This window comes from Oryzihumus sp. (assembly GCF_054325275.1).
In genome coordinates, this window is record NZ_JBTCWL010000012.1 from 26,901 (window position 1) to 50,533 (window position 23,633).

23 protein-coding genes are annotated in these 23,633 nt (G+C 74.5%); 12 read left to right on the forward strand and 11 right to left on the reverse strand.

Going from position 1 to position 23,633, the window contains the following annotated elements; translation table 11 throughout:
• The first annotated feature begins 167 nt into the window (after nucleotides 1-167).
• Genes ACXVGS_RS04805 through ACXVGS_RS04815 form a run of 3 tightly spaced genes read left to right on the forward strand, consistent with a single transcriptional unit; the run spans nucleotide 168 to nucleotide 3,055 of the window.
• Entirely contained in the window at nucleotides 168-1,094 is a 927-nt protein-coding gene (locus ACXVGS_RS04805) for a glycosyltransferase (protein ID WP_458528097.1), read from the forward strand.
• On the forward strand, nucleotides 1,087-1,950 hold the full coding sequence (locus ACXVGS_RS04810) for a polysaccharide deacetylase family protein (protein WP_458528098.1): 864 nt from the start codon (nucleotides 1,087-1,089) through the stop codon (nucleotides 1,948-1,950). The genes ACXVGS_RS04805 and ACXVGS_RS04810 overlap by 8 nt, the downstream gene beginning before the upstream one ends.
• Nucleotides 1,951-1,978: 28 nt before the next feature.
• On the forward strand, nucleotides 1,979-3,055 hold the full coding sequence (locus ACXVGS_RS04815) for a GNAT family N-acetyltransferase (protein WP_458538170.1): 1,077 nt from the start codon (nucleotides 1,979-1,981) through the stop codon (nucleotides 3,053-3,055).
• 14 nt (nucleotides 3,056-3,069) lie between these two features.
• On the opposite strand, the gene ACXVGS_RS04820 is transcribed toward ACXVGS_RS04815, so the two are convergent.
• The 7 genes from ACXVGS_RS04820 to ACXVGS_RS04850 all read right to left on the reverse strand — a co-directional run bounded on the left by ACXVGS_RS04820 (nucleotide 3,070) and on the right by ACXVGS_RS04850 (nucleotide 9,896).
• Nucleotides 3,070-3,831 (reverse strand): NIPSNAP family protein, encoded by a 762-nt coding sequence (locus ACXVGS_RS04820; RefSeq protein ID WP_458528100.1) that lies wholly within the window; start codon nucleotides 3,829-3,831, stop codon nucleotides 3,070-3,072.
• Between the two features lie 149 nt (nucleotides 3,832-3,980).
• On the reverse strand, nucleotides 3,981-5,414 hold the full coding sequence (gene ahcY, locus ACXVGS_RS04825) for an adenosylhomocysteinase (RefSeq protein ID WP_458536683.1): 1,434 nt from the start codon (nucleotides 5,412-5,414) through the stop codon (nucleotides 3,981-3,983).
• A 97-nt stretch (nucleotides 5,415-5,511) separates the two neighbouring features.
• Entirely contained in the window at nucleotides 5,512-6,537 is a 1,026-nt protein-coding gene (locus ACXVGS_RS04830; protein ID WP_458528102.1) for a cation diffusion facilitator family transporter, read from the reverse strand.
• Nucleotides 6,538-6,671: 134 nt separating this feature from the next.
• Entirely contained in the window at nucleotides 6,672-7,865 is a 1,194-nt protein-coding gene (locus tag ACXVGS_RS04835) for an SIS domain-containing protein (protein WP_458528103.1), read from the reverse strand.
• 15 nt (nucleotides 7,866-7,880) lie between these two features.
• The gene (locus ACXVGS_RS04840) at nucleotides 7,881-8,096 is read right to left on the reverse strand and encodes a Trm112 family protein (protein ID WP_458528104.1); all 216 of its coding nucleotides are present in this window, start codon (nucleotides 8,094-8,096) and stop codon (nucleotides 7,881-7,883) included.
• A complete protein-coding gene (locus ACXVGS_RS04845) occupies nucleotides 8,096-9,523 on the reverse strand; it encodes a phosphomannomutase/phosphoglucomutase (protein WP_458531568.1) in 1,428 nt (475 codons plus the stop codon). The genes ACXVGS_RS04840 and ACXVGS_RS04845 overlap by 1 nt, the downstream gene beginning before the upstream one ends.
• A 10-nt stretch (nucleotides 9,524-9,533) precedes the next feature.
• On the reverse strand, nucleotides 9,534-9,896 hold the full coding sequence (locus tag ACXVGS_RS04850; protein ID WP_458528106.1) for a DUF3499 domain-containing protein: 363 nt from the start codon (nucleotides 9,894-9,896) through the stop codon (nucleotides 9,534-9,536).
• Between the two features lie 60 nt (nucleotides 9,897-9,956).
• Between ACXVGS_RS04850 and ACXVGS_RS04855 the strand changes: the two genes are divergently transcribed.
• Complete coding sequence (locus ACXVGS_RS04855; protein WP_458536684.1) at nucleotides 9,957-10,403, forward strand: metallopeptidase family protein; 447 nt, start codon at nucleotides 9,957-9,959, stop codon at nucleotides 10,401-10,403.
• Nucleotides 10,404-10,444: 41 nt separating this feature from the next.
• Entirely contained in the window at nucleotides 10,445-11,197 is a 753-nt protein-coding gene (locus ACXVGS_RS04860; RefSeq protein WP_458532882.1) for an SDR family oxidoreductase, read from the forward strand.
• Between the two features lie 18 nt (nucleotides 11,198-11,215).
• On the opposite strand, the gene ACXVGS_RS04865 is transcribed toward ACXVGS_RS04860, so the two are convergent.
• Genes ACXVGS_RS04865 through ACXVGS_RS04875 form a run of 3 tightly spaced genes read right to left on the reverse strand, consistent with a single transcriptional unit; the run spans nucleotide 11,216 to nucleotide 16,141 of the window.
• Nucleotides 11,216-12,685 (reverse strand): DUF5719 family protein, encoded by a 1,470-nt coding sequence (locus ACXVGS_RS04865; protein ID WP_458536685.1) that lies wholly within the window; start codon nucleotides 12,683-12,685, stop codon nucleotides 11,216-11,218.
• Nucleotides 12,682-15,870 carry a glycosyltransferase family 2 protein gene (locus tag ACXVGS_RS04870; RefSeq protein WP_458536686.1) on the reverse strand — a complete coding sequence of 1,063 codons (3,189 nt, stop codon included), beginning with the start codon at nucleotides 15,868-15,870 and terminating at the stop codon, nucleotides 12,682-12,684. The genes ACXVGS_RS04865 and ACXVGS_RS04870 overlap by 4 nt, the downstream gene beginning before the upstream one ends.
• Nucleotides 15,871-15,898: 28 nt before the next feature.
• The gene (locus ACXVGS_RS04875) at nucleotides 15,899-16,141 is read right to left on the reverse strand and encodes a WhiB family transcriptional regulator (RefSeq protein WP_141789787.1); all 243 of its coding nucleotides are present in this window, start codon (nucleotides 16,139-16,141) and stop codon (nucleotides 15,899-15,901) included.
• A gap of 334 nt (nucleotides 16,142-16,475) precedes the next feature.
• Between ACXVGS_RS04875 and cofD the strand changes: the two genes are divergently transcribed.
• The 5 genes from cofD (at nucleotide 16,476) to ACXVGS_RS04900 (ending at nucleotide 21,334) form a co-directional block, all read left to right on the forward strand.
• Nucleotides 16,476-17,465 (forward strand): 2-phospho-L-lactate transferase, encoded by a 990-nt coding sequence (gene cofD, locus ACXVGS_RS04880; RefSeq protein WP_458528110.1) that lies wholly within the window; start codon nucleotides 16,476-16,478, stop codon nucleotides 17,463-17,465.
• Complete coding sequence (gene cofE / locus ACXVGS_RS04885; RefSeq protein ID WP_458528111.1) at nucleotides 17,462-18,511, forward strand: coenzyme F420-0:L-glutamate ligase; 1,050 nt, start codon at nucleotides 17,462-17,464, stop codon at nucleotides 18,509-18,511. The genes cofD and cofE overlap by 4 nt, the downstream gene beginning before the upstream one ends.
• 22 nt (nucleotides 18,512-18,533) lie before the next feature.
• Nucleotides 18,534-19,010 carry a MarR family winged helix-turn-helix transcriptional regulator gene (locus tag ACXVGS_RS04890; protein ID WP_458528112.1) on the forward strand — a complete coding sequence of 159 codons (477 nt, stop codon included), beginning with the start codon at nucleotides 18,534-18,536 and terminating at the stop codon, nucleotides 19,008-19,010.
• Nucleotides 19,011-19,163: 153 nt separating this feature from the next.
• Nucleotides 19,164-19,691, forward strand: a complete 528-nt coding sequence (locus tag ACXVGS_RS04895) for a MarR family winged helix-turn-helix transcriptional regulator (protein WP_458528113.1) — start codon at nucleotides 19,164-19,166, stop codon at nucleotides 19,689-19,691.
• Entirely contained in the window at nucleotides 19,688-21,334 is a 1,647-nt protein-coding gene (locus ACXVGS_RS04900; RefSeq protein WP_458536687.1) for an MDR family MFS transporter, read from the forward strand. Before ACXVGS_RS04895 ends, ACXVGS_RS04900 begins: the two co-directional genes overlap by 4 nt.
• Nucleotides 21,335-21,361: 27 nt before the next feature.
• Here ACXVGS_RS04900 and ACXVGS_RS04905 read toward each other — a convergent pair whose 3' ends face one another.
• Nucleotides 21,362-22,297 carry a DNA-3-methyladenine glycosylase family protein gene (locus ACXVGS_RS04905; protein WP_458528115.1) on the reverse strand — a complete coding sequence of 312 codons (936 nt, stop codon included), beginning with the start codon at nucleotides 22,295-22,297 and terminating at the stop codon, nucleotides 21,362-21,364.
• Between the two features lie 98 nt (nucleotides 22,298-22,395).
• Here ACXVGS_RS04905 and ACXVGS_RS04910 point away from each other — a divergent pair, with 98 nt between their 5' ends.
• Entirely contained in the window at nucleotides 22,396-23,142 is a 747-nt protein-coding gene (locus ACXVGS_RS04910; RefSeq protein WP_458528116.1) for a DUF3105 domain-containing protein, read from the forward strand.
• Nucleotides 23,143-23,319: 177 nt separating this feature from the next.
• Complete coding sequence (locus ACXVGS_RS04915; RefSeq protein ID WP_458531561.1) at nucleotides 23,320-23,487, forward strand: type IV toxin-antitoxin system AbiEi family antitoxin domain-containing protein; 168 nt, start codon at nucleotides 23,320-23,322, stop codon at nucleotides 23,485-23,487.
• Nucleotides 23,488-23,633: the final 146 nt, after the last annotated feature.

A 23,633-nucleotide genomic window follows, 5' to 3' on the forward strand; every position in this document is an offset into this window, starting at 1 on the left:
GGCGCACCGACCACCCGGCCTTTCGGCGTAGGTGTCACCGCCCCCCGGTCCTCCAACCGCACGGTTGCCGCCTCCTGCAGCCGGTGTCTGCTGGGCGGGGAACCCCGGCGCGGCGGGACGGCTGCCGGGTCGGGCACCACCGCCGGAGAAGGGTGAAGGCCGACGTCATGACGTCCGTGACCGCCGTGGTCTGCGTCTTCACCGAGCGCCGGTGGGACCGCATCCTGCTGGCGCTGCACTCCCTGCGCGAGCAGACCCTGGCCGCTGACGAGATCCTCGTCGTGGTCGACCACAACCCGACGCTCGCGACCCGGCTCGCGGCTGCCCTGCCCGACGTCAGGGTGGTGGAGAACCGGCACCGGCAGGGCCTGTCCGGCGGACGGAACACCGCGCTGGAGGTGGCGACCGGGGAGCTCATCGCCTTCCTGGACGACGACGCGTGGGCCGCTCCCGACTGGCTGGAGACCCTCGTGGGGGCGATGTCGAGCGAGGACGTGCTCGGGGCGGGCAGCCGGGTGGACCCGGAGTGGCAGACGCGCCGTCCCCGGTGGTGGCCGGCCGAGTTCGACTGGGTGGTGGGCTGCACCTACCGCGGCATGCCCGGCATGGGCTGCGTCGTCCGGAACCCCTCCGGCGGGGCGATGGTCCTGCGGCGCGACCTGCGCGAGCGGGCGGGACTGTTCCGGGAGGACCTCGGCCGTGTGGGCGACCGGCCCATCGGCTGCGAGGAGACCGAGTACTGCCTGCGCGCCGCCCGGCTGACCGGCGGGGTCTTCCGCTACGAGCCCGGCTCGACGATCTCGCACCTCGTCCCGGCCGCCCGCTGCACCTGGTCGTACTTCATCAGCCGCTGCTACAGCGAGGGGCTGTCCAAGGCGATCGTCGCCCGGTCGGTGCGCGGGTCCGCACCGCTGGCGACCGAGCGCCACTACGTGACCCGCGTGCTCCCGGCGGGGGTCCGCACCGGGCTGACCGATGCCGTAGGCCTGGACCTGCCGGGGCTGCTCCGGGCGTCCAACATCGTGCTCGGCGTGGCTGCCGCGTCGGCGGGCTTCCTCACCGGCCGCGCGCGAAGGACCACCCTCGATGCGTGAGGGGCGCCCGACCAGTGGCGAGGCGTCTGCCGTCGCGGCGGCGCCGCTGCCCGGGACCGTGCGGGTGCTGATGTACCACAGTGTGTCCCCCGCACCCGCGCAGCGCGGCTTCCGCCGCTACCGCGTGGTCCCTGGGCTCCTGGACGAGCACCTGTCGGCGCTGGCCGGCGCCGGGCTGCGCGGTGTCTCCCTCACCGACCTGCTGGAGCAGGCCCGGCTGGGACGGGACGTGAGCCGGCTCGTCGCGCTCACGTTCGACGACGCCTTCGCCGACTTCGCCGACCACGCCCTGCCCCTGCTGGGCCGCCACCGGGCGCAGGCGACGCTCTACGTGCCGACGGCCCACGTCGGGCGGGATGCGGGGTGGCTCGGCGCACGCTACGGCCGCCTGCCGCTGATGGACTGGCCGGAGCTGCGTGCCGCGAGCGCGAGCGGCGTCGAGATCGGCTCGCACGGGCACTGGCACCGGGAGCTGGACGTCCTCCCGGCACGGGAAGTGGCGGACGAGGTGCAGCTCAGCCGTGCCCTCCTCGAGGACGAGCTCGGGACGGCGCCTCAGTCCCTCGCCTACCCGTTCGGCTACGCCACGCCGGCGGTGCGACGCGCCGTGCACGAGGCGGGCTTCGCCTCCGCCTGCGCCGTGGGCTACACCACCACGCCGGTGCCGGGCCTCGACCCGTTCGCGGTGCAACGGCTGCTCGTCGCCCCGGGCACCACCCCCGAGCAGCTCGCGGACCTGCTCACCGGTCGGCAAGGGGCTGAGGCGACCCTGCGCCGGTGGACCCGGCCGGCGTGGCGCACGGCCCGGCGGGTCAGGCACCGGCTGAGTGGAGATCCCCATGTGGGCACGCCCTGACACGCGCGAGCGGGGCAGCCGGTCGCCGGTGTCCGAAGTCGTCAGCCCCGCACCCCGCCCGGACTGGGAGGCCGTGCTGGCGGCCGACCCCGCCGCGTCGGTGTTCCAGACGCCGGCGTGGTTCGAGGCCGCCACCGCGGTCACCGGTGCCCGGGATGCCAGCCGGCTCTACGTGTTGCGCGACGGTCGCCGGCTGGTCCTGCCGCTGCTGCGGCGGCGCCTGCTTCCCGGCGCCCCACTCCCCGCCCTCTCCCTCGACGAGGGCCTGTCCCACCCCTTCGGCCCGGGTGGTCTGCTCGCCACGGACGGCGTGCGGCCGCAGGACGTGCGGCTGGTCCTGTCGGACCTGCGCCGGTCACCGGCGCTGAGCACCCGCGTCACGGCGATGTTCGACGTCGCCGGGCAGTTCGAGGCCGGCCTGCCGGTCGGTGCGCACGCCACCCCCCTGCGGGTCCACGTGCTCGACCTCGACGGCGGCTTCGCGACGGTCTGGGCGCAGCGCTTCCACCCCTCGGCGCGCAAGGCGGTGCGCCGGGCCGAGCGCGCCGGCATGACCGTCGTGCGGGACACGACGGGCCGGCTGGCCCCGGCGTTCTACGAGCTGTACCTGGCCTGGACCGCCGAGCGCACCAGCCGCACCGGCCTGCCGGTGCCCGTGGCCCTGGCCCTGGCCCGGCGGCGACAGCCACCGGCCGTGTTCAAGGAGCTGGCCGGCTCGCCCGCGCTGGGCTGCCGCACCTGGCTGGCCTGCCATGAGGGCAGACCCGTGGCGGGACTGGTGACGTTCGCCCAGGGAACGCACGCCATCTCCTTCCGGAGCTACTCGTTGCGGGAGCACCGCGCCCTGCACGCCAGCCACCTGCTCAAGCGTCTGGCCATCGAGGACGCCTGCGAGGCCGGCTGCCGGTGGTTCAGCCTCGGCATGTCGGGTGGGGTCGCCGGCCTGGAGGCGTTCAAGGAGTCGCTGGGCGCCACGCCGCGGTGGGCGCTCGACTGCCGGGTCGAGCGGCTGCCGGTCCACCGGCTGGAACGCGGCCGCGACCAGGCGGTGGCCTCCGCGGCAGCCGCGCTCAGCCGCGTCCGCGGCGACACCGGCGGCGGCTGAGCCGCTCGCACCGCTCAGCGCAGCAGCGACCGGTCCGTGGGGCCCAACCGCAGCACCTGCGGCGCCCCCGCGCGAGCCGGCCCCAGCTCCTCCCCCACCCGTGCCACCGCCTCCCGCCGGGCGGCCAGATGACGCACAGAGGGGTAGCGCAGCAGCCACACCAGCACCTGTTCCCCCTCACGCACCGGCAGCGCCGGGAAGGTGTTGGCCGACTGCTCGGTGACCCACAGGCCCAGGGCGCCCTCCCCGAGACCGCCCAGGGCATCGTTGAGCTGCCTGGTCACGCGCCCGAGGGCGGCCCCACCGAGGGGACCTGCCAGCGGCCACACCCAGGCAGCCAGAACCGGGACGTCGCAGGGCTGGTCATCTGGCGCGTCCGGCCGGCGGCGCCCCACCGGCAGCCGCTGGAACGGACTGAGGTCCTGCAGGTCGTGCCACCACGGGCCGAGCCAGGACGTCGACCTGTCCACCGTGACCGGACGCAGCAGCAGCACGTCGTCGGAGTCGACCATCGTGGCGTTGGCTGCCTCGCGATGTCGCGCCCACACCTGCCCGCCGTAGAAGCCCTCGAGTGCCGCCCGGCGGGACTCCATGGTGCCGAAGCCGCGCAGCCACACGAACCGGTCCGGGTCGTCGAGGTCGCGGAACTGCCCCAGGATGCGCGCCCCGTGCATCTCCTGGGTCTCGACGAGCTCCCGGTCGAAGAGCTCGATCAGCGCCTCCCGCTGTCCCGGCCGGCAGGTGTACTGCCGCAGCTCGAGCACGTCCATGGTCATGCCTCCCCTCTGGCGATGCCGCAGACGCTAGGTCCCGCCACTGACAGGGGCCGCCGGAAAGCACGGCGGGCGGTGAGGTCTCCCTCACCGCCCGCTGCGCGCGATACGGCTGTATGCCGGGAACGCACCGGGGTGCGCCCCTCGCCACCTCAGTAGCGGTAGTGCTCCGGCTTGTACGGGCCGGCGACGTCGACGCCGATGTACTCCGCCTGGTCCTTGCTCAGCTGGGTGAGCTTGACGCCGAGGGCGTCGAGGTGGAGGCGGGCGACCTTCTCGTCGAGGATCTTCGGCAGGACGTAGACCTGCTTGGCGTAGTCGTCGTTCTTGGTGAACAGCTCGATCTGGGCGATCGTCTGGTTGGCGAACGAGTTCGACATGACGAAGCTCGGGTGGCCGGTGGCGTTGCCGAGGTTGAGCAGGCGGCCCTCGGACAGCACGATGACCGAGCGGCCGGTCGGGAAACGCCACTCGTGCACCTGCGGCTTGATCTCGACCTTCTCGATGGTCGTGTCGCGCTCGAGGCCGGCCATGTCGATCTCGTTGTCGAAGTGGCCGATGTTGCCGACGATCGCCTGGTGCTTCATCCGCGCCATGTCGGCGGCGGTGATGATGTCCTTGTTGCCGGTGGCGGTGATGAAGATGTTGGCGGTCTCGACGACGTCCTCGAGGGTCGTCACCTGGTAGCCGTCCATCGCCGCCTGCAGCGCGCAGATCGGGTCGATCTCGGTGATGACCACGCGGGCGCCCTGGCCGCGCAGCGACTCGGCGCAGCCCTTGCCCACGTCGCCGTAGCCGAGCACGACCGCGACCTTGCCGCCCATGAGCGTGTCGGTGGCGCGGTTGATGCCGTCGATGAGGCTGTGGCGGGTGCCGTACTTGTTGTCGAACTTGGACTTGGTGACCGAGTCGTTGACGTTGATCGCCGGGAAGAGCAGGTCGCCGGTCTGGGCGAACTCGTAGAGGCGGTGCACGCCGGTCGTGGTCTCCTCGGTGACGCCCAGGATGCCGGCGGCCATCTTGGTGAACCGCTGCGGGTCCTTCTCGAGGGAGGCGCGCAGCACGTCGAGGATGACGCGGTACTCGGCCGAGTCGTTCTCGTCCGTGGCCGGGACGGCGCCCGCGGCCTCGAACTCGACGCCCTTGTGCACGAGCAGGGTGGCGTCGCCGCCGTCGTCGAGGATCATGTTCGGGCCGTCCTGGCCGGGCCAGGACAGGATCTGCTCGGTGCACCACCAGTACTCCGGCAGGCTCTCGCCCTTCCAGGCGAAGACCGGGACGCCCTGCGGGTCCTCGGGCGTGCCCTTGCCGACGACGATCGCCGCGGCGGCCTCATCCTGGGTGGAGAAGATGTTGCAGGACGCCCAGCGCACGTCGGCGCCGAGGGCGGTCAGGGTCTCGATGAGCACCGCGGTCTGCACGGTCATGTGCAGCGAGCCGGCGATGCGCGCGCCCTTGAGCGGCTGCTGTGCGCCGAACTCCTCGCGCAGCGCCATGAGGCCGGGCATCTCGTGCTCGGCCAGGCGGATCTGGTGACGGCCGGCCTCGGCGAGGCTCAGGTCGCGAACCTTGTAGTCAAAGGACATGCGTAGAACTCCCTTTGGATGTCGGGTTTGCTGACCCGGCGCCGCCCATCTGGGCCTGCATCTGCGGGGTCATCACCCACGCCGGCGATTGGCCAGTCTAACGACTGTGCCCCATGTCGCGAACCTCGCCGGGCTCGTCGGGGACGTAGGTGGAGTCCGCGGCCACCGGGGCGTTGTCCCACTGGGCACGCTCCTGCGGGCCGCGGTCGATGTCCGGCTCGAGGTACATCACCAGCTGGGTGCCGGGCAGCGCCTCGCGCGCCCGGCGCTCCGCCGCGTCGATCGCCTCCGCGATGTCCACCCCGCGCTCCAGCGGGCCCACCGCGAGCTTCGCCGCGACGAGCACCTCCTCGGGGCCCAGGTGCATCGTGCGCAGGTGGATGACCCGGGAGATGGCGCCCTCCGGGCCGTTCTCCAGCGCGTCGGTGATCGCCTGGAGCTGCTGCGGGCGGGCCGCCTCACCGATGAGCAGCGACTTCATCTCGATGGCCAGCACGCCGGCGACGAGGACCAGCAGCAGGCCGATCGCGGCGGTGCCCGCAGCGTCCCAGCGCCCGTTGCCGGTGACCAGGGTCAGGCCGACGCCGATGAGGGCGAAGACCAGGCCGACCAGGGCAGCGGAGTCCTCGAGCAGGACGACCGGCAGCTCGGGCTCCTTGGCGGTGCGGATGAACTGCGCCCACGTGCGCTTGCCGCGCTGCGGGTTGCTCTCCTGGATCGCGGTGCGGAAGGAGAAGCCCTCCAGCCCGATGGCGACGACGAGCACCGCCAGCGGCACCCACCACCACCGGCCCCCGATCGCCTCGGGCTGGGCCCACTTGTGCCAGGCCTCGTTGAGGGCGAACAGGCCACCGACGCTGAACAGCACGATGGAGACGATGAAGGCGTAGACGTAGCGCTCGCGGCCGAAGCCGAACGGGTGGGCGGGCGTCGCCTCGCGCCGGCTGCGCTTGCCGCCGATGAGCAGCAGCAGCTGGTTGCCCGAGTCGGCGACGGAGTGCACCGCCTCGGCGAGCATCGAGCTGGACCCGGTGACGAGGAACGCCACGAACTTGGTCGCCGCGATGCCCAGGTTTGCCGTCAGTGCCGCGAGGATCGCCTTGCCGCCACCTTCATGTGCCATGGCACCGAAGCCTATTGCCGCGACCGGGCCGCGGGCACACAGGTGTCGTTCAGCCCGCGTTCAGGTCCCGTCCCCCGCCTGCACACCGGGGGCCCGGAGGGTGGCCGCGCACCCGCCGTGGCCGGGCCGGGCCGCTATCCCAGGGCCCGGTCGCGGCGGTCGCGCAGGTCCGCCACGTGCGGGGAGACCGAGGGGTCGAGCCCGAGGCCGATGGCCAGGTAGGTGGCGGCGAAGTCGGTCAGGGCGATCTGCCCGGCCAGCCGCGTCAGCGGGTGCCCGGGCTCGGCGACGGCCGTGGCCACCCGCACGCCGGCGTCGTGTGCCGTCTGCAGGACCGCGTCGGTCAGCTCCTGCACCTCGGCGGCCTCGGGCGAGAGCTCCTCGGGCGCCACGTCGCGCAGCATCAGCAGCCCGAGCCGGGGCTGGGCCGGCCCGTCGAGGAAGGGGTCGGCGAAGATGTCCGGCGCCGACTCCCGCTCCCCCACCCCGCGCCCGCCGCCGGCGGTGAACGGGCCGTCGAAGCTGGCGACGATCTGAGAGGCGGCGTCGGGCAGCTCGCCGTAGGACGCGGGGATCCGGGCGGTGCGCTGGAGCATGGAGGCCGCGCGGGCGGCGGCGACGCCGTTGAGCGGTCCGTCCCCGAGGATCACCGGGATCGACTCGGCGAGCTGGACCGCGAGGATCTTGGCCGGGTTGACGAACGACTCCGAGGTCGGCCGGCAGGCCTCGGCCTGCTCGTCGAGCCGGTCGGCGGTCTCCATCAGCGCACGCTCGGTGCAGTCGATCAGGCCCATGCCGTCGGCGGCCAGCATGACCGGGGTGAGCAGGGACCACAGCGCGGTGCGCGAGGACGTGCGCCCGTGCGGGACGTCGATGTGTATGCCACGGGCCGCGGCGCAGATGCGGGCCAGCGGGGAGTCGGGCGCGCCGACCGTGAGCAGCGACGCGCCGCGCCGGGCGGCCTCCGCGGCCACGGCCACCGGGCCGTGCGCCCGGCCGGACAGGGACACCGCCACGACCAGGTCCAGCGGACCGACCCAGCCCGGCAGCGGCAGGTTGCGGCGCACGGTCACCGGCACCGGTGAGCCGGGCTCGGCGAGCAGCTCCAGGACGTCGGCCACGACGGCCGAGCCGCCAAGTGAGGCCACGAGCACCGACCGTGGGCGCTCACCGCCGCCGACCCGCTCAATGCCTCCCTCGCGGGAGAGCGTGATCTGCTCGCGGACCTGCGCACCCGCCGTGGCGAGCGCCCTCAGGGTCTGGCGCGAGTCACGCTCGGCGATCGCGTCGACGTCGTCGATCAGCGACTCGTCCAGGAAGGGAGCCATGCCGACCTCGCCGGATCAGCTTGCGAGAGAACGCGACTCGTCGACGAGCAGCACCGGGATGCCGTCGTCGACCCGGTAGGCACGCGCGCAGGCAGCGTCGGTGCAGTGCAGCTCGGGGCCGGTGGGGCCGGTGCCGTCGACCAGCTCGGAGTGGCACTGCGGGCAGCGCAGGATCTCGCGCAGCCACGGCTCGATGCGGGCGGCCTCGGGGCCGGTCGGGCTCTGGGTCATCACTGTCCTCCTCGCACGAGCGACAACACATCGTCGCGCACGTGCTGCATGGTTGTCTCATCGATCGCCTCGACGTTGAGGCGCAGCAGCGGCTCGGTGTTGCTGGCGCGCAGGTTGAACCACCACATCGGCTCGACCCGGTGGGTCACCGTCAGCCCGTCGAGCTCGTCGACCTCGACGTCGTGCTGCTGTGCCCACTCCCGGACCGTGGCGGTGGTGCCCACCGCGTCGGCGACGGTGGAGTTGATCTCCCCCGACGCGGCATACCGGCTGTAGCGCGCGGCCAGCTGCGACAGGGGCGCGTCCTGCTCGCCGAGGGCGGCGAGGACGTGCATCGCCGCGAGCATTCCGGTGTCGGCGAACCAGAAGTCGCGGAAGTAGTAGTGCGCCGAGTGCTCGCCGCCGAAGACGGCGTCGTGCTCGGCCATCTGCGCCTTGATGAAGGAGTGCCCGACGCGGGTGCGCACGGACTGCCCGCCCTCCTCGGCGATGATCTGCGGCACGGCCGCGGAGGAGATGACGTTGTAGACGATCCGCGCCTCGCGGCCCTCGGCACGCTCCTTGGCGATCTCGCGCGAGGCCACCAGGGCGGTGATCGCCGACGGGCTGACCGGCTCGCCGCGCTCGTCGACGACGAAGCAGCGGTCGGCGTCGCCGTCAAAGGCCAGTCCGAGGTCGGCCCCGTGCTCGACCACGGCCTTCTGCAGGTCGCGCAGGTTCTCCGGTTCGAGCGGGTTGGCCTCATGGTTGGGGAAGGTGCCGTCAAGCTCGAAGTACAGCGGCACGACCTCCAGCGGCAGCTCCGGCAGCCCCGCGCCGGTGCCGAGCACCGCCGGGACCGTGTGGCCGCCCATGCCGTTGCCGGCGTCGACGACGACCTTCAGCGGGCGGGAGCCGGACAGGTCGACCAGGCCGCGCAGGAAGGCGGCGTAGTCGCCGAGCAGGTCGCGCTCGGTGATGGTGCCGATCCGGTCGCCACCGCCGACGTGGTGGACCTCGCCGCGCTCGAGCAGCCACTGCGCGAGGTCACGGATCTCGGCCAGGCCGGAGTCCTGCCCCACCGGGCGGGCCCCGGCGCGGCAGAGCTTGATCCCGTTGTACTGGGCCGGGTTGTGGCTGGCGGTGAACATCGCGCCGGGGACGTCGAGCGCCCCGCTGGCGTAGTAGAGGCCGTCGGTGGAGCACAGCCCGATGAGGGTGACGTCGAGGCCGTGCGCGGCGGCACCGACGGCGAAGGCTCGCGCCAGGTCCGGCGAGGAGGGCCGCATGTCATGGCCGATGACGATGGAGGAGGCCCCCTCGGGGCCGGCGACCACCTGGGCGAAGGCCGAGCCGATGGCCGTCGCGACGGGCTCGCTCAGCTGCTCGGGGACGAGGCCGCGGACGTCGTAGGCCTTGATGAACTCGGACAGGCGGGGCACACTCACGCGCCCGACCCTACCGATCGCGCAGCACCCGCAGGTGGCCGCGTCGCCCGACCTCGACGGTGCCCTCCGCGTCGGGGGCGCTGGAGGGGGGCGGGGTGCGGGGCTTGCCGGCCTCACGGACCGCGTCGGCGAGGGCGAGCAGGTCGTCCGGCGTCGGGCCTGGGTCGACGAACTCCCCCGACAGGCGCACGACCTCCCAGCCCCGCGGCGCGGTCAGCCGCTCGGCGTGGTCGGCGCACAGGTCGTAGGTGTGGGGCTCGGCGTAGGTGGCCAGTGGACCCAGGACCGCGGTCTGGTCGGAATAGACGTAGGTCAGGGTCGCGACGGCTCCCCGGGCACAGGCGGTGCGGGAACACTGGCGCGACAGACTCACGGGGGGACTGTAGTGCGCGGCGCGCCCCCGGCGAACCCGGCACGCCGTAATGTGGTCGACGTGAGCAGTCCGCGCCCGCCCCGTCGACGCCGCAACCGGCACGGCCGGGGTCCTCGCGGGCCCCTCGCCTGGCCGCCGGTGCCCGCGATGCAGACCCGCGCCGAGCGGTTCGACGACCTCGTCCTCGACGCGGCGTCCCGGCTCGAGGAGCGGGTGGGCGAGGCGTTCGGCGAGGTCGAGTTCGCCGTGGAGGACGTGCCGCCGAGCGACCCGGCGCCGTGGGAGCCCGCCGACATCGCCCTGGGTCGGCTCTTCGCCGCGCGCGGCCGCATGCCGGCGCGCATCGTCATCTACCGCCGGCCGGTCGAGACCCGCGTCGAGGACCCGCGTGAGCTGGCGGCGCTGGTCAACGAGGTCGTCGTCGAGCAGGTCGCCGCCATGCTCGGGGTCGACCCGGCCGAGCTGGACCCGGGCTGGGACGTCGGCCCGGACGACGGCCCGCTCTGACCCCGCGGGTGGAGAGCGCAGAGCAGCCGGCTCCGGTCCTCGTGACCGGGGGTACCGGCACGCTCGGACGGGCGGTGGTGGCCGAGCTGGCGGCCCGCGGGGTGCCGACGCGGGTGATGTCCCGCACCGCCGCCCCGGGTGTGCCCGGCCGGGTCGTCGGGGACCTGGCCAGCGGCGCCGGCCTCGATGCCGCCGTCGCCGGGGTGCGGGCGGTCATCCACTGCGCGACCGACCCCCGCCGCGCGAAGCAGGTGGATGTCGACGGCACGGGGCTGCTGCTCACCGCGCTGCAGCGCTCGGCCCCCGCGGCGCACCTGGTGCTCGTGTCGATCGTGGGCTGTGACGCGAACCCGCTGGGCTACTACCGCCGCAAGCACGAGACGGAGCTGCTGGTGCGCGGGTCACCGGCGCCGTCGACCCTGGTGCGGGCCACGCAGTTCCACCAGCTGGTCGCCACCGTGTCCCGGGTCCTGACCCTGGGCCCACTGGGCCTGGCCGTGCGCGGGCTGCGGTTCGAGCCGTGCGACCCGGCGTGGGTCGCCGCGCACCTGGTGCGGGTGGCGCTCGGCCCACCGCTGTCGGCACGGCTCGACCTCGCCGGCCCGGAGGTGCTCCCGCTGGCGCAGGCGTTGCGGCTGACCGCCCGCGCTGCCGGGCACCGCGCGCCACGGGTGGTCACCGTGCCCGGCTGGGGACGGGTGTGGCGGGGGTTCGCCGCGGGGTCGAACCTGCCCGGACCGGATGCGGTCACCGGGGGCAGCACGTATGCCGGGTGGCTGGCCGGCCGGGGCTGACCACGGCAGGTCCGCGGGTCAGTCCCGCGCCGGGCGCACGCTCAGGGGCGTCGTCGTGAGGGGCAGGGAGACCAGTGGCGAGACGCTCACCAGCTGACCGGCGGGGTCGGCCACGGCACTGACGGTGGCGGCACGGACCTGCCCGGAGACCGGCGTGACCCAGACCGACGCGGCACCGGTCACCGACCGGGCCGCCACCGAGTCGGCGGCCACCGCGACGGTGTCGTTGGCCACCTGCCCGGACGGGCTGACCGAGGTGACGGTGACCACGGCGCTGCGCGCGACGGAGGCCAGTTGCACCTCCGTGGTGACCCCGGGCGCCGGCAGCAGCGCGGCGCCGGCAAGGCCTCGGACCGGCGCCGTCGCCGTGGTCCAGGCCAGGTCGGAGGGCCCGGCGGCCGCGGCGCGCCGCTCGATGGTCGCACCGGCGATGACAGGCTCGTCGGCGCGCACGTGGATGGCGTAGGCACCCGCCGGCAGCCCGGACATGTCGACGTCGGTGGTGCTGTGGGCGGGGACCCGCACCACCCCACCGTTGGGCAGGGTCTTCGCCCCGGCAGGTGTCAACAGTCGCAGCTGGACCACAGCCTCGGTGTCGCCCGGCACGGCCAGCCGCAGGGTCCCCCGCCCGGACAGGGCCACCCCGGGCACGACCTGCTCGGTCGCGGGGTCGGCGGTCGGCACCGCGTCGTCGCCGCCGCGGGGGACGATGCCGTCGAGCCAGGTGTCGCTGAGCACCGCGGCGACCTCGCCGCCGCGGGCGGTGACGCCGACCACGGGCGACTTCTCGGAGCCGGCAACCGCGTCGAGCAGCACCACCGTGCGGCCGTAGGGCCCGACGACGATGTCCTGCGCGGCCGGTGACGTCACCTCGCCGGCGGAGCCGAGCACGGTCAGGTCCACCTGGATCGGGTTCGGGCCGGGGTTGGCCAGGACGAGCCGCTCGCGACGGCCGGCCTCGCCGCCACCGGCGACGAGCCAGGCCTGCTCCCGTGGGGCGACACATGCCGACCCGCTGAGGCCGCGGTCGTCGCCCTTGGCCACGAGGGTCCGCTGCGCGCCCACGGTGCCCGGGGCGAGCGAGCCGGTGCCGGCGGCGAGGACCGCCGCGGGGACCGACACCGTCGTGCCGAGGGCCGAGCCGCGGGTCGAGGTCGAGGGGGCCGCGCCCGGGGTGGCCTCCGGCGAGGCCAGCGAGCGCAGGGACAGCGTCCCGGCTCCCCCGCTGCGGGCCTGCGCGGGCAGGACCTCCTGCGGTGCGGTCAGCGCGGCCACCGAGGTGGTTTGCCGTCCGGGGACCACGCCGTCGACCCCGAGGGTCTCCGGGCCGGGGCACACCACGGACGTGGAGGCCACCGCGGCGGCGGTCGCCGGCGTCGTGGCGCGGGCTGCGGGTGCGGCCAGGTCCAGCGCCGGGGCCTTGGCCGCCACGAGCACCAGGCCCGCACCCGCGGCGGCCACGAGCACCACCCGGGTGAGGCCGATCATGAAGCCCTCCTGGAGCGTCGGTTGCCCAGCGGCACCGCGAGGAACACCACCAGGGCGAGCAGGGCCAGCTGACCGCGGGTCCACCAGTGGTGGGCCGGTTCGACCTCCACCGTCAGGTGCCGGGCCGTCGCGGGCAGGTCGTAGGTGGGCTGGGGGGCGCCGGCCACGGCGGCCAGCCGCCGCCCGTCGACGGTGACCCCGGCGTGACGGGCCCACGCCGGCGGCTCGGCCAGCACCAGGCGGCGGGCTGCGCCGGCGGGGGCCAGGGTGGTCGTGGTGGCGCCGTGGTCACCGCTGACGTCGACCGAGTCCAGGAGACGACCGCTGCCGTCCTCGAGGCGGGCGCGGGCAGGGGGCACGTTGGTGCCTGCCGAGGCGCCGGCCGCCGGCAGCACGCGCCAGAGCACCATGCCCTCGCTGTCCCCGAGCCGGGTCAGCCCGGCGGTCGAGTCGAGCTGGCGCACGACGGGGCTGTTGGCGCTCCCGCGGAACGCCACGAACCCGACCGCCAGGTCGGCGAGCCGCTGGTGCGGCACGTCCGCCGTCGCCGGGGTGGTGGTCGCGAGGACGGCCTCGACGTCGCGGCCGAGCGTCGCCGGGCCGCCGGGCGGGACGGTACCGGCGTCACGGGCCGGGAGGCTCGCCTCGGACCCGAGCAGGCGGTAGCTGACGGCGCCCTGCTCGGGCACGAGCAGCAGCAGCCGGTTGGCCAGGGCGCTGTGCGCCTGGTCCACCGCGACGGCGGGCAGCCGGAGCCCGGCCACCCGCAACGGCCCCGGCACCTGCTGCGCGACCAGCAGCACACCGGCGCCGAGGACACCCAGCACCGCGAGCGCGATGGTCGGCGCGGCCAGGACCTGCCGCCAGCCGAAGCCGTGCCGGGCCAGGCGGGTGCCGAGGCCGTCCAGGCCCAGCACCGCGGCCGCCAGCAGCGCCAGCGCGAACAGGTCCAGGCCGGTGCCCGGCCACGGCGTGAGCGCAGCGCCACAGCCCGAGCGGCCGACCACGACGTGAGGGGCGAGCAGCGCCCCGGCGAGCCCGGCCAGGGCCAGCACGCCGAGCAGGCTCATCGCCCACGAGGCGCGCTGGCGGCGCAGCAGGCCGGCCAGCCCGGCGAGCACCAGGGGGGCGCAGACCGCGAGGGCCGGGACCTGCGCGAGCGACGGCTGCAGCAGGGCTGCCTGCCAGGCCGGCACCGCGGCGTGCGGGCCGACCGCCAGCCCGGGACCGGTCAGCAGCACCCGCGGGTCGGCCACGACGGCGAGCAGCCACGGGCCGGACAGCCCGGCGGTGACGGCCAGCAGCGCCAGCGCCCGCAGGCGCCGGCGGGCGCCAGGCCCGGCGAGGAGCAGGACCACCGCGGCCAGCACCGCGACGACACCGAGGGCGGGGTTGAACGCCGCCAGGACCGCCAAGGCCAGTCCAGTGCCGGCGGTGACCGACGCGGAGGCCGATCGCCTTGCCACGCAAGCGATTCCGGCCGCGGCGGCGGGCAGGAGGACGTGTGCGGCCACCGCCCCGAGCCGGCCCTGGCCGACCGCCTGGGTCATCGTGGGCAGCGTGGCCCAGGCCAGGGCGAGCCAGGCACGCGGCCAGCGCGCCCGGCTGACCACGCGGGAGGACAGGTATGCCGTGCCGGCAGCCAGGGGCGCTGCGAGCAGGAGGAGCCAGGTCAGGGCGAGGCCTGCCGGCGAGCCGGCGTCGCCCACCCAGGGCAGCAGGCTGAGCAGCCAGGTCAGGCCGGCGACCACCGGGACCCACGGCGCCACGTCGCCCGAGGCGCCCAGCCCAGGGCCGTGCCAGCCGTCGAGCCACAGGTGCCACAGGGACGAGGCGTCCGCGGAGACCGGGAGCAGCTCGCCGCCGGACACCCCGCCGGAGGCCGACAGCGCGCCGTGGTGCAGCAGGTCGCGCCAGCCGAGCAGGGTGAGCGCCATGGTGAGCAGGACCGCCAGGACACCCGGGTGGCGGGCCAGGCGCTGGGGCCAGGTGGGCCCCAGGACGGTCAGGTCCTCGGCCTCGTCGGACACCGGCCCGCTCTCGACCGTGTCCGGGGACGGTTCGACGGGGGCGGTGCGGCCCTCGAACGCGATCGCGTCGTGGACCGCGTCGAGGGTGTGGCGCAGGGCCGTGCCAGCCGGCACGAACAGGCCGTGCAGGTCGCGGCGGCGCAGCTCACGCCGGCCCCTGGCGCGCCACCGTGCCCCGACGACGCGCCACGGGGTGAGCAGTGCGCCCACGTCCGCCAGCTCGAGCAGGGCACGGCGAGGACGCTTCACCAGCAGCAGCGCGATGCCGGAGGCCAGGGAGGTCAGGGTGATCCACAGCGCCAGGAACGGGACCAGGGGTGCGGCGCACCGCGCCAGGGCGACCTGCCGGCCGTGGCGGCGGTCCAGCCGCCGCGCGGCCCGGGCGTCCAGGCCGTCCGGGCGCAGGCCGTGCACGGACGCGGCGGCGTCGCGCATCGTGGCCCGGGGCACCACGACGACGCGGTGGCCGGCGAGGTGCGCACGCCAGCACAGGTCGAGGTCGTCGCGCAGCAGCCCGAACGCGGGGTCGAAGCCGCCGGTGACGTCGTAGACGTCGCGCCGGACGAGCATGCCCGAGGTGTTGACCGCCATGACGTCGCTGCGGTGGTCGTGCTGCCCCTGGTCGGCCTCGCCGCGGCTCGTGCCGTCGGCGCGCCGTCCGGAGCGGGTGACGAGCTGGCCGACCTCGACCAGGCGGCCCGGGTCCTTCCAGCTGAGCAGCTTCGGCCCGGCGATGCCGACGGAGGTGGAGCGGCGTGCGGTGTCGAGCAGGGTCGCGAGGGTGCCCGGAGCCGCGGCGCTGTCGTCGTGCAGCAGCCAGAGCCAGTCCGCCGGGGAGGCGACCTCGGGCAGTTCGGCGACGGCCCGGGATACGGCCTGGCCGAACGCGACCTCGCGGCCGGTGGTGAGCACCTTGACCTCGGCGACCGCGTCGTGGATTGCCTTGTGACTGCTCAGGATTGCGGCACTGTCATCCCGGGAGCCCGTGTCGACGACGACCAGCCGGTCGGGCAGCCTCTCCTGCGCGGCGAGGGCGTCGAGGCACTCGCCGAGCCAGCGGGCTCCGTCGTGGACGACCAGGACCGCCGTGACCACCGGGGTGCCGGGGGTCGCGGCCGTCGCGGACGGGGATGCGTCAGGTGGCGCAAGCGTCATGAGTCAGGGTGCGGAACCGCCGGGGCGGTCAGACCGCGCGCTTCTTCAGCTTGCGGCGCTCACGCTCGGACAGCCCACCCCAGATGCCGAAGCGCTCGTCGTGCGCCAGGGCGTACTCGAGGCACTCCCCGCGGACGTCGCACCCGACGCAGACCTTCTTGGCCTCCCGCGTGGATCCGCCCTTCTCGGGGAAGAACGCCTCGGGATCGGTCTGCGCGCACAGTGCGCGCTCCTGCCAGGACAGCTCACCGCCGTCCTCGTCGATCTCCATCGTGGTGATCAGTTGAAGCTCGTGCACGGCCCCTCCTCGACCCAACTCGCCAGCACAGCACTCGCGTTGACCGCCCTGCTGGACCGAGGGTGTGACCGGCGTCTCGTCGTCGAGGTCTTGCTTCCCCGCCGTCGACTCGATTGGATCATCGGTTCTGTCCAGTAAAGAGACAACACTGGAATTACACGCGTGTCATACGCCCAAGTCAAGCCGTTCTCTGATATTCGGCGTATTCACAGGACCGATATATCCACACCGCTTCACCTACCCCATTGGGCTGATCGCAAACCCACCGCCGTGCAACGGGTTTCGGCGCCCTGAGAGACTGCGGCCCATGCGCATCACCGCACTGGCCGGAGGCGTCGGCGGCGCCCGATTCCTGCGAGGCCTTCTGACCCATCTGGGCCGTGTGCCCGAATTGTCGGGTGCCACCGTCACCGTTATCGGCAACACCGGCGACGACATTAACCTTTTCGGTCTCCGGGTTTGTCCGGATCTGGACACGGTGCTCTACACCCTGGGTGGCGGCATCCATGAGGGCCAGGGATGGGGCCGCGACGGCGAGACCCATGCCGTTCAGGCCGAGCTTGCCGCCTACGGGGCGACGCCGCAGTGGTTCGGTCTGGGCGACAAGGACTTCGGCACGCACATCGTGCGCAGCCAGTGGCTCGGCCAGGGCCTGACCCTGTCCGAGGTGACGGCCCGTCTCGCCGCCCGCTGGGGCCTGCCGGACCGCGGCGTGACCCTGCTGCCGATGGCGGACTCCCCCGTCGAGACGCACGTCGTCATCGACGAGGGCGAGGGCCCGCGCGCCGTGCACTTCCAGGAGTGGTGGGTGAAGATGCGCGCCGCCGTGCCGGCAGAGCGGTTCGTGGCGGTCGGCATGGACCGCGCCGTCGCGGCCCCCGGGGTCCTCGACGCCATCCGCGAGGCCGACGTGGTCCTCCTGCCGCCGAGCAACCCGGTGGTCTCGATCGGCATCATCCTGGGCGTGCCCGGGGTCCGGGACGCCCTCCGCGGCACGACCGCACCGGTGGTCGGGGTCTCCCCGCTCATCGGTGGGGCACCGGTGCGCGGCCACGCCGACGCCTGCCTGACCGCGATCGGGGTGGAGTCGACCACCCGCGCCGTCGCCGGCCTCTACGCCGACTTCCTCGACGGGTGGCTCGTCGACGACGCCGACGCCGAGTTCGCCGCCTCCCCCGGCCGACTCGCGGTCCGCGCCCGGCCGCTGCTGATGAGCGATGTCGACGCCGCCGCCGACATCGCCGGCGCTGCCCTGCAGCTCGCCGGCGAGCTCCGCCCCACCACCCCGGTCGTATGACGTTCCCCGCCCCCGCGGTCACCGTCACCGCCGTGGCCGGGGTGCCCGAGGTCCGCGCCGGTGACGACCTGGCCGGCCTGCTCGTCACCGCCCTGCGCGACGCGGGGCTGGAGCTGGCCGACGGCGACGTGCTCGTCGTCTCCAGCAAGGTGGTCTCCAAGGCCGCGGGACTCACCGCGCCGGCGGCATCGCGCGACGACGCCGTGGTGGCGCAGTCCCTGCGGGTCGTCGCCGAGCGCGTGACCCCCACCGGCACGGCGCGCGTCGTCGAGTCGGCCGCCGGCCCGGTGATGGCCGCGGCGGGCGTCGACGCCTCCAACACCGGCGACGACGCGGTGGTGCTGCTCCTGCCGAGCGACCCCGACGCCGCGGCGGCCTCGCTGCGCGACGCGGTGCTGGCCGCCTGGGGCCGCCCGGTGCACATCGGCCTGGTGCTCAGCGACACCGCCGGCCGGCCCTGGCGGGTGGGGCAGACCGACTTCGCGCTCGGCGCCTGCGGCGTGACCACGGTCGAGGACCTGCGCGGCGGCGTCGACGCGGACGGCCGGCCACTGCAGGTCACCGTGCGCTGCGTCGCCGACGAGCTGGCCGCGGCGGCCGACCTGGTCAAGGGCAAGGACCGCGCGGTGCCAGTGGCCCTTGTCCGCGGCAGCGGCGCGGTCCGGGCGGACGGTGCGGGCGCGCGGACGATCGTGCGCACCGGCCCCGAGGACTGGTTCGGCCTGGGCCGGGTCGAGGCCGTGCGCGCGGCGCTCGGGGTGCCACCGGGGACGGCGGCCGCCCTGGACGTCGGCATCCCCGCGGCCTGGCCGGAGGACCGGCCCACGCGCGTGGCCCGTGCGGTCCGGGTCGCCCTGCGCGACCAGGACGAGGTGGCCGCGGACGTCGGCGCCGACGAGGTCGAGCTCAGCGGCGAGGACGACTTCAGCGCCGGGCTCGTGGCCGCCCGGCTGCTGGTCGCCCTGCACGGCGAGGGGCTGGCCGGCACGGTGCGTCGTGGCGGCCGGGCCGGTCACGCCGCGGTCGTGGTGCACGCGCCGGCATGAGCGCGCTCAGTATCCTGCCGCGGTGAGCACGCCCGAGCGCGACGGCACGACCGCCGGCAACGCATCCATGGTCGAGGTGGAGCGCGAGCTGAGCCGACTGCTGCGGCGGGCCCGCGCCGCGTCGCAGACCATGGCCACCGACATCCACCCCGATCTCGACGCAGCCGGCTACGCCACGCTCGTGGCGATGCACGAGCTGGCCGGGACCCACCCCGGCGGGGTGCGCGCCACCGACGTCAGCGCCGCACTGCAGCTGCACAAGTCGACGACGAGCCGCAACCTCGGCGACCTCGAACGCCTCGGCCTCATCGAGCGCGTGCCCGACCCCGAGGACGCCCGGGCCCGGCTGGTGCGGCTGACCCGCCAGGGCCAGGGCTCGCTCGAGCGCTCGCGGGCGGGCCGCCGCTCGCACGTCGCCGCCCACCTGGCCCAGTGGCCGGCGCGCGACGTCGCCGAGCTCGGCCGGCTGCTGCGCCGGCTCAACGACGACCTCAGCTGACCACACTCCCCTCACCAACCCTTCCGAGCTTCCCACCGGGAGCACGCCAGCCGAGGCGGGGCTGGGAGGTGACGGCATGACATACCGACCATTTGGTTGCGCAAAGCAACTTTGTTGAATATAGTTGCATAGCGAAACCAAAGGAGTGGCCCCATGTCCCTCGACCACGGAGCAGCGGCCGAGCTGCTCGGTTCGCTCAGCCAGCTGATGCGCACGACCCGCTCGGTCGCCCACCGCCAGTCCCAGGTGCTCGGGGCGTCCAGCACCCACCTGGCCGTGCTCAAGAGCCTGCATGACGGGCCAGCGCGGCCCGGCGACCTGGCCCAGCGGCTGTGCGTGGCGCCGTCGGTCATCTCCCGCCAGGTGGCCCCGCTGGAGCGCGCCGGGCTGGTCGAGCGGGGGCACGACCCGGACGACGCCCGGGCCTGGCGGCTGGCGCTGACCCCGCTCGGCCGGCGCCAGCTCGAGGTGCTGCACGCCGACCGGGTGGCCCAGGTCGGGCAGCTGCTGCGCGACTGGGACGAGGACGACGTGCGCACCGCCGCCACCCTGATGGACCGGCTCAGCCAGTCCCTGGTCGCCGCGCCGCCGGTCGTCCGTCCCGCCTGGCTCGACCTGCCGCCCGAGGACACCCCCTCCCCCACCACGACCCCCACGTCCCCCGAGGAGCTCACCGCATGACCACCGCACCCGCCCGTCCACGCGAGGCCGCGTCCGAGCCGATGTCGCACCGGCAGGTGCTGGAGGCCATGACCGGCCTGCTGGCCGCCCTGTTCACCGCGATGCTCAGCTCGACCATCGTGGCCACCGCGCTGCCGACCATCATCGGTGACCTGCACGGCACCCAGCGGCAGTACACCTGGGTCATCACCGCCTCGCTGCTGGCCACCACGGTCAGCACGCCGATCTGGGGCAAGTTCTCCGACCTGTTCAGCAAGAAGCTGCTGGTGCAGCTGGCGATCCTGGTGTTCGTCGCGGGCTCGGTCGCGGCCGGCCTGGCGCCGAACGTGCCGTTCCTCATCGGCTGCCGCGTCGTGCAGGGCCTGGGCATGGGCGGCCTGACCGCGCTGGTCCAGGCCATCATGGGCTCGATCATCGCCCCGCGTGACCGCGGCCGGTACTCCGGCTACATGGGCGCCGTCATGGCGGTGAGCACCGTCAGCGGCCCGCTGCTCGGCGGCGTGATCGTGGACAGCCCGCTGGGCTGGCGCTGGTGCTTCTACGTCTGCGTGCCGCTGGCCGTCATCTCCCTCGTGGTGCTGCAGGCGACCCTGCACGTCAGCACCGAGCGCCGCGCGCCGCGGATCGACTACCTCGGCGGCCTGCTCATCGCCGTCGGCGCCAGCCTGCCGCTGGTGTGGGTGACCCTCGCCGGCACCGACTTCGACTGGGTCTCCTGGCAGAGCGCGGCCTACCTGGGTGGCGCGCTGGTCGCCCTGGCCCTGGCCACCGTCGTCGAGCTGCGCGTCCCCGAGCCGCTCGTCCCCCTGCGGGTCATGGCCAACCGCACCGCGGCGCTGGTCGTGGTCGCCTCGGTCGCCGTGGGCATCGCGATGTTCGGCGGCACGACCTTCCTCGGGCAGTACTTCCAGGTCGCCCGCGGTGACTCCCCGACCAAGGCCGGCCTGCTCACCGTGCCGCTGATGCTCGGCCTGCTGCTGTCCTCCACCGGCGCGGGCCAGATCATCAGCCGCACCGGCCGCTGGAAGGGCTTCCTCGTCGGCGGTGGCGTGCTGCTGGTCGCCGGTCTGGCCGGCCTCGCGACCCTGGACCACACCACCCCGCTGTGGCGAGCCAGCGTCTCCATGGCCGTCCTGGGCCTGGGCCTCGGCGCGATGATGCAGAACCTCGTCCTCGCCGTGCAGAACACCGTCGACGTCCGGGACATCGGCGCCGCCTCCGCGACCGTGGCCTTCTTCCGCACGCTCGGCGGCGCGGTCGGCGTCTCGGTGCTCGGCGCGGTGCTCGCCACCCGGGTGGAGGACAACGTCGCCGCCGGGCTGCGCCGCCTCGGCGGTGCCGCTGCGGCAGCCGCCTCGAAGCAGGAGGGCGCGGCCGGGCTCGACCTCGGCGCGCTGCCGGCACCGCTGCGCCAGCTGGTCCGCGCCAGCTACGGCGACGCCACCGGCCACGTCTTCGCGATCAGCGCGGCCGTCGCCGTGGTCGCCCTGCTGGCCGTCCTGTTCGTCAAGGAGGTGCCGCTGCGCACCAGCATCCGGATGACCGAGTCGGTCGAGGAGGCGGCAACCGGTGCCTCCGGGGTCGGCGAGCCGGAGCCGCTCGAGCAGGACTCGCGCCTCGAGCCCGCCGCCTCCACGGCCTGACCCCCAGTCCCCCCGGACCCACCTGCACTACCGAGGCAGGTGGGTCCGGGGCGCCATCCTCGCGCCGCGCCGGGGCCGCCTGGCCCCGGCCAGCTCGAGCAGCCGCTGCACGCGGTAGCGGTGCCCCGACCACGGCTCGAGCAGCTCGGCCAGCCCGTCGTCGTCGACTTCGACGCCGGTCAGCGCCCAGCCGATGTTGCGCGCCACGTGGTAGTCGCCGAAGCTCACCGCGTCGGGGTCGCCGAGCGCCCGCTGCGCCACCTCCGCGGCGGTCCAGACCCCGATCCCCGGTATCGCGCGCAGCCGGCGGTGCGCGTCCGCGTGGGACATCGCGGTGCACTCCTCCAGCCGCCCGGCGCTGCGCGCCGCGCGCACCGCCGCGGCCGAGCGCTTGCCGTCCACGCTGGCCCGGAGCCACTCCCACGACGGGACCATCGTCCACGTCGCGGGCGCGGGGGCGACCCAGAGCCCCCGGGGGCCGCCCGGGCCAGGTGCGCGCTCGCCATACCGGTGCACGAGGGTGCGGTAGGAGCCGAAGGCCTCCTGGCCGGTCACCTTCTGCTCGATGACCGCCGGCACCAGGGCCTCCAGGACCAGGCCCGTGGCCGGCACCCGCCACCCGCTGAACCGGCGGGCGGCCTCGGCGACCACGGGATGGCGTGGCTCGAAGCCGGAGGCGTCGTCGTCCTCGCCGAGCATCCGGGGCAGCCGGTCGAGGACCCAGGCCGCGCCCAAGCCCCAGGCCTGCGCCTGCACCTCGCCATCCGCATGCTGCAGCAGCCTCAGCGTCGCCGGCCCGCACGGCGTCCGGATGCCGCGCCAGATCGTGCCGTCGGGCTCCTGCCGCCAGGTGGGGTCACCGGCGCCGCGGCGCAGGATGACGAGGGTCGATCGCACATCGAGGGCACGCCCGGAACGCCAGCTGCGTTCCAGCGGTGGGGCGTCCGCGCCGGCCGGTGTCACCGGCCCAGTGTCACCCACCCGGCCGACAGCGTGCGCGCACGGGTTCGCACCGTAGACTCCCCCGACGTCCGACCGAACGAACCCAGGGGACCCACACCGTGGCCAAGAAGCAGGTCAGCCAGGAGCGCAAGGCGCGCCTCGCCGAGATCCAGCGCCAGCAGAACGCCCGCGAGCGGCGCACCAAGATGGTCATCATCGCCGGGTGCCTGGCGCTGCTGCTGGTCCTCGCCGGCGTCATCACCTTCGCCGTGGTCGACGCCCAGGGCAAGCAGCCCGACGCCGCGCTGAGCAAGCTCGGGGTGGCCGCTGGCGCCGCGTCCTGCTCGGCGATCACGACCGACGCCGCGTCGGGCAACGGCGAGCACGTCGGGCCCGGCACGCCGAAGGCCAACGTCACGTCGGTGAAGTACGCGACCGTGCCGCCGTCCTTCGGCCAGCACTTCGCCCAGCCCGACCTCGACGGCATCCACTTCTACAGTGGCGCCGACGCCCCGCGGATCGAGACGCTGGTGCACAACCTCGAGCACGGCTACACGGTGCTCTGGTACGACCCCAAGGCGCCCGCCGCCAAGATCGCCGTGGTCAAGCAGATCGCCGAGATGGCACCGAAGACCAGCTGGGCCAAGGACAAGTTCATCGCGTCGCCGTGGGACAGCAAGTACGGCGCCTTCCCGGCCGGCAAGCTCTACGCCCTCTCGCACTGGGCCGCCAAGGTCAAGGCCGACGGCAGCATCGAGAGCCAGGCCGGCCACCGCGAGCTGTGCGGCGACATCTCCGGCGACGTGGTCAAGCAGTTCATCGAGAAGTTCCCGCGCACCGACGCCCCGGAGCCGAACGCCGCCTGACCCCTTCCCGGCCGCTCTGCCGAGGTTCCTGACGCCCTGCCGAGGTTGCATCCTCGGCAGGGCGTCTGTTTGTGCGGCAGAGGGCACGGTCCACATCCCCTGGCTGCGCCGTCCCCTCATCCACAGGCGCGACCGGTGTCGTGGCCGGGACGCCGCTACCAGGACAGGCTCGCGGCCATGGATGACCTGCTCCTTGCCCGTGCCGTCGCCGCCGGCAACGTCTTCACCACGGCCGACGCCGCCGAGTGCGGCCTCGACGCCCGCTCGCTACGGCGACTGGTCGCGTCGGGTGAAGTACCGCGGCGACGGAGGCAGCGATGCCATGGTTGCCGAGAAGCTGCGTGAGGACCGCATCCGCGGCCTTCGCTACGAGGTGGTGGTGGGGACCTGGCGCGAGCTCGACCTGATGGAACCGGGTCGCCGCCCGGGTGCGCGCGGCCGTCTCACGCGAGCGAGGCCGGTCCGCGTGACGCGACCGGGCGGCATACCTC

Bases quoted from the DNA above. Each gene is read 5' to 3' on its own strand.
- ACXVGS_RS04895 (WP_458528113.1), top strand. From the start codon at position 19,164: ATGTCCCTCGACCACGGAGCAGCGGCCGAGCTGCTCGGTTCGCTCAGC.
- ACXVGS_RS04835 (WP_458528103.1), bottom strand. From the start codon at position 7,865: ATGGCTCCCTTCCTGGACGAGTCGCTGATCGACGACGTCGACGCGATC.
- ACXVGS_RS04810 (WP_458528098.1), top strand. From the start codon at position 1,087: ATGCGTGAGGGGCGCCCGACCAGTGGCGAGGCGTCTGCCGTCGCGGCG.
- ACXVGS_RS04805 (WP_458528097.1), top strand. From the start codon at position 168: ATGACGTCCGTGACCGCCGTGGTCTGCGTCTTCACCGAGCGCCGGTGG.
- cofD (WP_458528110.1), top strand. From the start codon at position 16,476: ATGCGCATCACCGCACTGGCCGGAGGCGTCGGCGGCGCCCGATTCCTG.
- cofE (WP_458528111.1), top strand. From the start codon at position 17,462: ATGACGTTCCCCGCCCCCGCGGTCACCGTCACCGCCGTGGCCGGGGTG.
- ACXVGS_RS04915 (WP_458531561.1), top strand. From the start codon at position 23,320: ATGGATGACCTGCTCCTTGCCCGTGCCGTCGCCGCCGGCAACGTCTTC.
- ACXVGS_RS04830 (WP_458528102.1), bottom strand. From the start codon at position 6,537: ATGGCACATGAAGGTGGCGGCAAGGCGATCCTCGCGGCACTGACGGCA.
- ACXVGS_RS04820 (WP_458528100.1), bottom strand. From the start codon at position 3,831: ATGACCATGGACGTGCTCGAGCTGCGGCAGTACACCTGCCGGCCGGGA.
- ACXVGS_RS04870 (WP_458536686.1), bottom strand. From the start codon at position 15,870: ATGACGCTTGCGCCACCTGACGCATCCCCGTCCGCGACGGCCGCGACC.
- ACXVGS_RS04865 (WP_458536685.1), bottom strand. From the start codon at position 12,685: ATGATCGGCCTCACCCGGGTGGTGCTCGTGGCCGCCGCGGGTGCGGGC.
- ACXVGS_RS04840 (WP_458528104.1), bottom strand. From the start codon at position 8,096: ATGACCCAGAGCCCGACCGGCCCCGAGGCCGCCCGCATCGAGCCGTGG.
- ACXVGS_RS04875 (WP_141789787.1), bottom strand. From the start codon at position 16,141: ATGGAGATCGACGAGGACGGCGGTGAGCTGTCCTGGCAGGAGCGCGCA.
- ACXVGS_RS04900 (WP_458536687.1), top strand. From the start codon at position 19,688: ATGACCACCGCACCCGCCCGTCCACGCGAGGCCGCGTCCGAGCCGATG.
- ahcY (WP_458536683.1), bottom strand. From the start codon at position 5,414: ATGTCCTTTGACTACAAGGTTCGCGACCTGAGCCTCGCCGAGGCCGGC.